Consider the following 10609-nt stretch of genomic DNA (forward strand, 5'->3'; position numbering starts at 1 on the left):
CATTTAATTATGTGTATTCACTAGAATTTAGGTATTTTCTATTATTATATTTAATAACACAGTAGGATATTTTTCGAAATAAAAACTAAATGATAGTGCAATTTTTTATTGTTGTTTAAATATTATGAACACATAGATAACTGCAACAAATTATTTATAGCTGTTCTATTTTTCTTAAAAACAAAGGACTGAACTTGTGCTAATAATTTAACTTATAAAAAAAGGTATTGACTATATAGCCAATACCTTTTTCTGCATGTTCCCTATCTCTAGTATTAAATCTACCATGTACTAGTTTAGACATATATTCTATGAATTTTTAAAAAGACGGTGGAGTTACTGCAAATACAACCTCACAATCACAACTTCCTATATTTTCCCATTTATGACTTGAGTGTGGAAGTATTTTTACACTATCCCCACAATTTAAATCAATTACATTATTCATTAAATAAAGCCTTACACTTCCTTTAATTACATAAGCAACTTCTTCTCCTCTATGGCTAAATTCTTCTTTTGAAGATGATCCTTGAGGTGGTATTTTCATAAGCATAAATTCTATTTCTCCTTTTGAGTTTGGAGTTAGTAATTCATATGCAAAGCTATCATCTTCAGAAAACATAATCTTTTTACGACTTTCCTTTCTAACAACTAAGCTTTCTGTTGCTACATCATTTATAAAAAAATTAAATAATGGTATATCTAAGGCACTAGAAATTTGTTTTAATGTATTAATAGAAGGATTGGCACTTCCTTTTTCTATTTGACTAAGCAAAGATGAAGTAACACCTGTTAAATTAGCTAATTCTTTAATAGTCATATTTTTTCTTTTTCTATATTCAGTAATATTTTTTGATATATCTACCTCATTCATCTATAAGCTACCTCATTATTATATATTTTTACTATTATATAAATTATTATATCAATCTATACTATATTACGCAATTACACAATTCAACTAAATTTAATTATATTTACTTTTTCTGAATATAATTAAATTACATTGACTGCACAAATAAAAAATGTTAGTATTAATTAAAAAGTATTAATTTTAATCATATATATTTTAATACAATTTAATATATAACATAAATTAGATTAACTAAAGTGAAAGTAGAGGTACATGTTATGATGAATATAAACTCAAGCACATGGGCTGAGGTAAACTTAACTAATATAAAATATAATGTAGATAATGTAAAAAAAGCTTTAACTAAAGATACTATGTTATGCTGTGTTGTAAAAGCAGATGCTTATGGACATGGAGCTGTAGAAGTATCTAAGTTCTTAGATAAAGAAGAAAATGTTGATTTCTTTTCAGTAGCTCGATTAGAGGAAGGTTTAGTACTTGAAAAAGCAGGTATAAAAAAAACTATTTTATGTATGGGTTATACAAATACTAATAAAATACAACTTGCAATAGATAGTAACATAAGAATTACTGTATATTCTTTAGAAATGTCTATGAAAATAGATGAATTAGCTAAATTAAGCAATAAAAAAGCTTATGTACACATAAAAATTGATACTGGTATGAGCAGAATAGGTTTCTTAGTTAATGAACAATCTATATCAGATATAAAGAAAATGTTTACTTTAGAAAATTTAGTGATAGAAGGTATTTATACTCACTTTGCAAAATCAGATGAAGAAAATAAAGAAACTACTTACAAGCAAATAGAGAAATACAATAGAGTTATAAATTCATTAGAAGAAGCTAACTTAAACATACCAATAAAGCATGTATCAAATAGTGCTGCAATTTTAGATTTAAGAGAATGTGATTTTAATATGGTTAGATTAGGAATATCTTTATATGGTTCTTATCCATCATCTGAAGTTAGTAGAAATATAAAACTAAAAACAGCTTTAGAGTTAAAAACTATAGTTAACAACATAAAGAATATAGAAAAAGGAACTAATGTTAGTTACTCTGGTATATATACAGCAAACAAAGATGTTAAAATAGCTACATTATCAGTTGGTTACGCAGATGGGTTCCCTAGAACACAGAAAAATCCTCAAGTATTTATAAATGGTAGGTTATTAAATATAGTAGGAAGAATATGTATGGATCAAACTATGGTTGAAATACCAAATGATCTTGATATCAAGATGGAAGATGAAGCTATCTTAGTAGGTGATATAGATGGAATAAGAATAGGTGACATATCAAGTAAGGTGGGAACAATAGACCATGAAATACTTTGTTGTATAACTAAAAGGGTAAATAGAGTATATATAACAAACTAGAGTAAGTAAATAATTAATCATCTGTTAGATTAATTTTTATGATATAGACTTAAATTTTGTATTAATATCAATTTTGTATTAATATCATCTGGTAATACTTTGCTTTGTTGCATCAACTTAATCTATCTAATCCACATTGCTTTATAATATTATTATTTCTTACTCTAGCTTATTTTTGAATATTTATATTTTTTATAGTATCAGTACATGTACATTAATTTACTTGTATTATTTAATCATTTCAAAATAAAAAGGTATTGACTTACAAGCCAATACCTTTTTTATGGATTTCAATGATGGAGACGAGTGGACAAGAATCACGCCCACGATTAACTTATCCCCAACCTTATTATAAACCTCTAATAAAAACTCACATACATTTATTATTCTATAATATAATACAACAGAAGAAACTACAGTTTATGAGTGGTGGCTTCATATAGTCCTAGTTTCTACAGTAAGTATGGAGGAAGGTGTACTCTATATGGAACTAATGATAAATTTAGGAGTTATTGGCTCTGTTTGTATTGGTTTAAGTACTAATTACATATATGATAAAGTAAAAACCACTTATCTATTGGCTGTAGAAAAAGTGGTTTAGAATTTGAGTTCAAAATAAAATTCAAATTCACTAAAAAGTACTCTATATCAGAAACCACTGCTCTACACAATTAGATTGTAGTTTCTTTTTGTTTTATCTATAACGATATCATATTACATTAAATTTAAAAATAAATCTTAAATTTATTTATTACAATTCATTAGTTCAAAAAAATATTTTGAATCATTAGTTTTATAAAGGTTTAACCATGAACTTAATGCTTCCTCTTTAAAAACATCTAAAACTTTTAAAATTTGTATCGTAAATTCTAAGGGTGCTATTCCTGAAGCAGTAATTAAATTTTCATCGCTAACTGCAGATTCCATTTTATAATATTTTTCTCCAGAATAACTTGGTATCATCATTTTAAGAAATTCTAAGTCGTTACTTGTATGATTTCTAAAATCTAGTAATCCTTTTTTAGCCAACCCTAAAGTAGCACCACAAATAGCCGCAACTATAGACCCTTGTGTGAAAGCTTCTTTAGTTTTTTCTAATATTACTTCATGAATTTGCGATGTCCAAGTGCCTCCTCCTGGTAAAATTAATACATCATTACTTTCAATATTGGTCTCTTCTATTGTCATATCTGGTAACACTTTCAATCCACCCATTGTTATAATAGGATTTTTATCAATTCCTACTGTAATTACTTTTAGTGGTTTTAATCCCTTTTTAAAATATCTTCCTGTATTTAATTCAGCAGTTAAATATCCAACTTCCCAATCTGACATAGTATCAAATACATACATATACACATTTCTATTTTTCATCTTTTTACTCCTTATATAGTTAATTAATATACCTAATTGTAAAATAACTTAACTGACATATTCAGTCAGTTAAGTTATTTTTCTTGATAATGATTAATTAATTCTAATAAATTCTCAACCATTTTATCCTTAAGATTTGATGGTTCAATTATTTGTATCGATTTCGCATAAGGTAAAAGTATATTTGGTATATATGTAAATATTACTTCTTCTTGAAGTGTAAATATTACTTTATTTGGAGTTCTTTCTTTCAAATAGTATGCTAAAAACCAATGCTGACATAAGCTATCTAACGCATTTATACTTCCTTCTATAACTAATGATGTAAGATTATTCCCATCTTTTATTTCAGTAATAATTCCTTTTATAAAAAATTCACTTGCTGAAAATTCCTTTGGTCGATTAAAAGTATTTGATGTTTCTATGACACTACTAATTCTATCTACTCTAAAGCTACGAATTTCATTTCTCATCTGACAAAATGCTACTATGTACCAGTTATTCTTCCAATGCACAATTCCATATGGATTTATAATCCTAAGTTTTGATTTTTCTTCACGTCCTGTACGATAGTTAATTTCTACAGATTGCTCATTTACTATACTATTTTCCAATTTTTGAAGTACTGATTCTATAGATATTTTTCCTATAGGTCTTATTGCTTCAAAAGCGATTAAGTGTTTTATTAAAGTTTCTTCTTGTTTTTGATTTGAATACATTTTTAGTTTTGAGGTTGCTTTTTCTAATGCTTCATCTAAAAAATATCCATTTTCTTTAGCTAATATGGCTGCATGAAGTAGAGCTTTTTGCTCTTCTATATCAAAAAAAAGAGGAGCTTTAATAAAATTATTTAAAAGACTATACCCACCATTATGACCTGTATCTGAAATTATAGGTACTCCACTCGCAGAAAGTACATCAATATATCGGTACACTGTTCTTATGTTTATTTCTAACTTTTCAGCTATTTGTTTTGCTGTAACTTTTTTATCGGAGCTTAACATCCATAGTATAGACATCATATTATCAATTTTAGCCATGAGATTCACCTCTTTATATCTGTTGTATAAAGTTATTATATAACATTTCGATTGATTTTCTACAAATAAAAAAATATTAGCAAGTTGCTAATATTTTTCGTGGATTTCAATGGTGGAGACGAGGGGAGTCTATAAGTAGTTATTTGATTGTTTTGTTGGTTTTTGTAAATGTAGGTATATGGCTATTTAGTTATGATATTAGACTAATTTTTTTCAATGTTTTTCATTGTTTATTTTTGTAGTTGGGGTATTATTGGGGTATAATTTTCTACTTTCCAAAATTATTGATACTTCAATAATATAAATCAAATTCTTAGTTAAGTTTTTTAATGAATAAGTAAATTTACAACTAACTTAGTGTAATTTAAACTCGTAAATGGAATAACTTAAAAGGAGACTATACTACTATATTTATAACTAACTTAGTGTAATTTAAACGATTGAGACTTGAAGGCAGTGAAGAAATGGATATAAAATTTATAACTAACTTAGTGTAATTTAAACCAAATAGAGACTCTTCAGCACAAACAGTAACAAACCCATTTATAACTAACTTAGTGTAATTTAAACTGATATAGAAGTAATGTCTATACCTAGTATGCCTTGATTTATAACTAACTTAGTATAATTTAAACTGTTATAGCTTTGACCTAAATCCGTTCTGCTTTGGTCATTTATAACTAACTTAGTGTAATTTAAACTTTGAGTATTGTATCATCCTACTTAGTTTACCTTAAATTTATAACTAACTTAGTGTAATTTAAACCCCCTGCTTTCGCTGCTGCTATTCCAAGCATTCCCAAATTTATAACTAACTTAGTGTAATTTAAACTAATGCACCTAAAATCGCAGCTAAAGCACCAACTGCATTTATAACTAACTTAGTGTAATTTAAACTGGAATACTGGGTAATATACTAGACCGTTTTGCTGAATTTATAACTAACTTAGTGTAATTTAAACACCCAATAGGATTGACACGTTACGACCGTGCAACGTATTTATAACTAACTTAGTGTAATTTAAACCCTAGATTTTTTGATATATAATAAATTCTAAATAACATTTATAACTAACTTAGTGTAATTTAAACCGTTAAAATTTGTAGATGAAAAAATACTAAGAAATTTATTTATAACTAACTTAGTGTAATTTAAACCCCAAATAAAACTATAGTAATTCCAACACTTGTAGGGTTATTAAAATAGGTAATTTGCAGTGAGCCACCAGTAGTGTTTTTAGCTAAAAACAAAAACACAGTTATAAACCTTGCCATCACTAGCTCACAGACATTCACACATATTTTTCGCTCACTGCAAAATTATTCTACTATAACATATAAAACTTGTAGTAGATATAAATTATAACAAATTCTCAATAAAATATTTTAATTATTTATACTATAATTCTCTTAATAATCAATATTTAATTAAAAATCTAATCAAATATTAGACCTAGTTTGTCATTATAACTATAACTTGTAACTACTATATCTCCACATTCATAAAACATCTTTTTATTATAATTGTATCTTTTTACAGATACATTTACAAATAATGAACTCGCTTCTAAATACATTTTTTTATCAATATACAACTTGTACTCTTCTAAAAGACATTTAGGCACAACACTAATAGTATCATTATTTAACATATCATTATTAGCAGATTTATTCCAGACCCCTAACCTCAGATTTTTCATTATAATCTCTAAAGCAACTTTATGTTTATTATATTTATCCATATCTATATCTAAATAGACATTATCTAAGTAAAATGAAACTTTACTCTCATCAACTATGGAATTATCATTATGTATTATATCTGATATTACTATATCAGTCCTATTTATTATATCTTCATCATATATATTAAGCTTTCTATCATAATCATATATATAAATATTGCTCAACTCAGCATTATCTCCCTTTCTATTTACTCTACCAAATCTTTGTAACAATGAATCTAAAGGTGCTAACTCTGTATAAAGAACATCATAACTTATATCCAAACTTACCTCTATACTTTGAGTACCTATCAATAAAAAACTCTCATCTATCCCTTTTTCTGCCTGCTCTCTATCTCTAGTATTAAATCGACCATGTATTAATTTAGGATTATATTTTTGAAGCCTTCCATATAACTCTTGAGATAAATCTACTGAATTAACACATATTAATACTCTTTTCCCTTGCATTAAATCATTTTCTATTTTATGTATGCTATCAAGTATTTCTTCATTTAATCTATTCAATCTATGTCTAAATATTAAATCTTTACTATCTGGTTCAATAATTGTACTTATTTGCAACCTTTCCTGTATTAACTTTTTTAAGCAAGTTGGTATACTTGCACTCATTATACATATTTGTACATTTAAGTTTTCTTTTAAATATTTTAAAAACTCCAATGTATAACACAATACTCTTGTATCAAAACAATGTATTTCATCAACTATAAATATACTATCTTTTAATTGTGATAATAGCATTTCAAATCTTTTGCAGGAAAATACTGACTTTACTAATTGAAATATAGTACATACATTAATTTGTTTTACACTCTTTTTGTATATTTGGTAAAGTTGTTTTATATCTTCTTCATCACTAATTCTATTCAAAAAATATGGAGCTTTACTGTGTAACATACTTACGCTTATATTTCTATTATATAAATTTTCATATAAAGAATTTATACTTGCTGTATAAGGAAGTATATAATATACTCTCTTACTTTTATATTTATTTTGAACTAGGTTACTCCAATACAATGATGTTGCTGTTTTTCCAAGACCTGTCATAGCCATTATCATTATATCTTCATTTTTATCCATATTTAAGACTTTTTCTTGTATTGAATTATAACTTACACCCTTTGGTAGACTAAAATCTTTAATAGAATTAAATCCTTTATCTATACTTTTAATTCCAGCAGAAGCTATGTGGTCACAATATTGCAAATAACCTTTTAATAATATATTTTCAAGTTTTCTAGTATCATCATTTCTTGCTCTTGATATTTCCTTTATAAATGGTCTTATATCTTCTACTTCAATATCTAATAGTTCCTTTAATTCCTTTAATTCAATTTCATAAATAGAATTTGTTATTTGACCCTCTAAAAACTTTATATCTTTATGGTGAGTTAATATAGCTAACTTCTGACCTCTATTTAAATACTTAATACTTGCTGACAATAACTCATGCCTAACCCTTCTTATTGTATTTTCAATATTATCTTGAAAACTTTTTACTACTTTTCCTACATCATGGCATACAATTGCCTCATGCAAATCGTTTCTCATATCATTAGATATATTATATATACTAACTAATTGATTCATTATGTAATTCATATCTTCATTATGCTTATCTATACTTGTCCCATCTGATTTAGCTTTATATTTATATAAATTATTCATGATATATCCTTTATAAAGTCTCCTTTAAATACTTTAAGTAACTTTCAAAAGCTTGATGTACATTTGATACTTTCATAAAATCATACTCTTCAAACTCTTCTTCTAAATACTTCTTTATTTGTTCCTTTTCATTATTAACTTCTATCTCATTAAATGTATCATCATAAAATTTATTTATCCCAATCCATATATCACTTTTTCTAAACTCTTCATTTTGTTCTATAGATTCTTTTAACATCTCTACATCTAATCCATTTTCTTTGATAATACCTTGAAATACATTATTTCCCCATGAATACTCTCCCAATATAACAAATTTTGGTTTTGTATCAGTTAAATGATTTGTCTTATTACCTTCTATACTTAAGTATTCTAGTGATTTTAGGAGAGCTTCTATTCTTTTAAACTTTTCTTCTTTATCTGACTTTTCAATACCAATTAATTTGTCAGCTTCTAAAGTTGTATAATCTCTATGCTCACTTGCTATATCAGATATATTATATTCTCCTATCTTTCCTATATTAAGATTTGCTATATTTGCATGTACTCCTGAATATACCTCAACTTGATATGGCATACTATCTCCTGTAGTTCCACAAACATTCCACTCCCATTCAACTTTTCGATTTGACACATTTATTAAAGAGTTCATTTGCCATCTTGACTTTCTTTTTTTAGTTATATTTGCTTCATATTTCTTTTTATTTTTTTTATATATTTCTTTTTCTTCATCTGATAATTCATTGTATACATCTTCTTCTATAGATAATTTTTCCGCCATCATAAACCCAAATATATCATCTGTCGCATATTTAAATGGGTTTGGAACTAATTTTACTTGTTTACCATCTTTAGTTTTAACATTTTGTTCATAACCACAAACTTGTTCCATAAATAGCTTTTGATTGTATTTTTGACATTGACTTGAGATTCTACTTCTGCTCCCTATTTTTTTGGTATATGTAGAATTTTTATATGAATTATTTTTCTTTTCTACTTCACTACTACTTCCATTTAATCGTCCACATAAAACTTCTATTGCATAGCCTATATTTAACATTCTATTTAAATTTTTATTTTCCATTTTAACCCTCCATAATATTATTAAATTAAACTTACTAATATTAAATTTTTAATCTGTCTAAAGCTTCTTATATCATCCAACTCAATATAATCCTCTGCTTCAAATAATTTTTCTCCAGTTTTTTCATGATACATTTCATTTAAGTTAACTAACCAGTCCTCATATGCATAAAATTTTCCTAACATTTTAAGTTCCTTATATATTTTGTCTATATCTAAGTCACTAGTTTTTAATTTATCTGTTAATTTTTTTATTATATCTATTTTGACTTTTTTCAATATATTTACCTCCCTGTTTAAAAAAATAACAAGTTCCTCAAAATTCTCTTGTTCTTTCTCATCCATTTTTTCTTCCTTTTTTACCTTATATACTTCTCTGAGATAATTACTTTCTAAAGTTCCATTCAAGATATACCTATCCAAATGTAACTTTTTAAAGTGTGATAGTAGTGCTTTTTCCTGTAATTTTATTAATAAATTCACATATTTATTTTTTATGCTATTTACCTGAATATCCTGAGATTGACCAGAGTTATTAAACATATATTGCTCTATATTCCCATCAAATGAGTTATACTTACATACTAGACTTTCTAACGATTCTACAATCGAATGTTTTTCTTTTTCTTTCTTTGCTCCTAACTCTACATCAGTTAAATTTTCTTCTTGAATACTGCAAGTATAATCTTCCATAAATTCGTTTGATGTAGAATTGTATAAAAAAGCATACCTACTCACTCTACAATTCAAAATTGAATACATAGTCAAGACTAGACAATATGGACATACATTCAAACCTTGCAAATTATTAGAGAAATTATAAAATGTATTTGCAACTAAATTAGGCATATAACTTCTCCCTATATTGTATTCTTTATCTTCAATTTTAACTTTGGCCTTATATTGACCACATAGGCTACAATATTCATTTCCTTGATTTTTAATAAAACCTTGTAGCTTCTCATTTAAAGTAGCTTTTCCTTTTGGTTGAGTTAGTGTAGAATTGCTAAAACACATACTTTTTAAATTAGAGTATTTTTCGCAACTTACAAATTCTTCAATTTTATCACTCATTAAATCTATACTATTCTCTATATCTTGATAAGTTATATCATTGATATCTTTATTCAGATAATAAGCTAATACATATAGACCATTATCAACAAATACATTGTAACTTCTATCCATATTAAGCCCTCCTAGAAGTTATATAAGTTAGTAACCCCATTCCTATACTATTTTTTTCACCTAATCCACAATAATAAATTACTTCTTGCATATCTTTATTAGCTTGTACAAATATTTCAAAATCTGTATATCCAATTACAAATCCTTTTCCTTTTATATTAGTTAGATATTTCTTTTTTACTGCTAATACATCCTCAATATCAAAGTATAGTTCACCAGTATATTCTTTATTATATATAAGCTTATACT

The 10609-nt window shown here is 26.0% G+C and carries 8 protein-coding genes and 1 CRISPR repeat array; of the genes, 1 reads left to right on the plus strand and 7 read right to left on the minus strand.

Going from position 1 to position 10609, the window contains the following annotated elements:
- Nucleotides 1-319: 319 nt before the first annotated feature.
- Nucleotides 320-874: a helix-turn-helix domain-containing protein gene (locus KGF50_RS17675; protein ID WP_227849283.1), complete on the minus strand. Its 555-nt coding sequence runs from the start codon at nt 872-874 to the stop codon at nt 320-322.
- Nucleotides 875-1131: 257 nt separating this feature from the next.
- On the opposite strand from KGF50_RS17675, the gene alr reads away from it, so the two are divergent.
- The gene (gene alr, locus KGF50_RS17680) at nt 1132-2256 is read left to right on the plus strand and encodes an alanine racemase (RefSeq protein ID WP_227849284.1); all 1125 of its coding nucleotides are present in this window, start codon (nt 1132-1134) and stop codon (nt 2254-2256) included.
- 744 nt (nt 2257-3000) lie between these two features.
- On the opposite strand, the gene KGF50_RS17685 is transcribed toward alr, so the two are convergent.
- From KGF50_RS17685 to KGF50_RS17710, 6 genes are all read right to left on the minus strand, one after another.
- Nucleotides 3001-3630, minus strand: coding sequence for a type 1 glutamine amidotransferase family protein (locus tag KGF50_RS17685; protein ID WP_227849285.1), 630 nt, complete (start codon nt 3628-3630; stop codon nt 3001-3003).
- A 74-nt stretch (nt 3631-3704) separates the two neighbouring features.
- Nucleotides 3705-4670 carry a helix-turn-helix transcriptional regulator gene (locus tag KGF50_RS17690; protein ID WP_227849286.1) on the minus strand — a complete coding sequence of 322 codons (966 nt, stop codon included), beginning with the start codon at nt 4668-4670 and terminating at the stop codon, nt 3705-3707.
- Nucleotides 4671-5011: 341 nt separating this feature from the next.
- A CRISPR array of direct repeats spans nt 5012-5828; the repeat unit is 29 nt; unit sequence ATTTATAACTAACTTAGTGTAATTTAAAC.
- Between the two features lie 278 nt (nt 5829-6106).
- The gene (gene cas3, locus KGF50_RS17695; protein WP_227849287.1) at nt 6107-8089 is read right to left on the minus strand and encodes a CRISPR-associated helicase Cas3'; all 1983 of its coding nucleotides are present in this window, start codon (nt 8087-8089) and stop codon (nt 6107-6109) included.
- A 10-nt stretch (nt 8090-8099) separates the two neighbouring features.
- Nucleotides 8100-9173, minus strand: coding sequence for a DNA repair protein (locus KGF50_RS17700; RefSeq protein WP_227849288.1), 1074 nt, complete (start codon nt 9171-9173; stop codon nt 8100-8102).
- Nucleotides 9174-9193: 20 nt separating this feature from the next.
- Complete coding sequence (locus tag KGF50_RS17705; protein WP_227849289.1) at nt 9194-10360, minus strand: hypothetical protein; 1167 nt, start codon at nt 10358-10360, stop codon at nt 9194-9196.
- Between the two features lies 1 nt (nt 10361).
- Nucleotides 10362-10609 (minus strand): CRISPR-associated endoribonuclease Cas6 (locus KGF50_RS17710; RefSeq protein ID WP_285894671.1); only part of this gene is annotated, 248 nt, incomplete at its 5' end.

Source organism: Clostridioides sp. ZZV15-6598 (assembly GCF_020657705.1).
In the GTDB taxonomy this organism is placed as follows: Bacteria; Bacillota; Clostridia; order Peptostreptococcales; family Peptostreptococcaceae; genus Clostridioides; species Clostridioides difficile_F.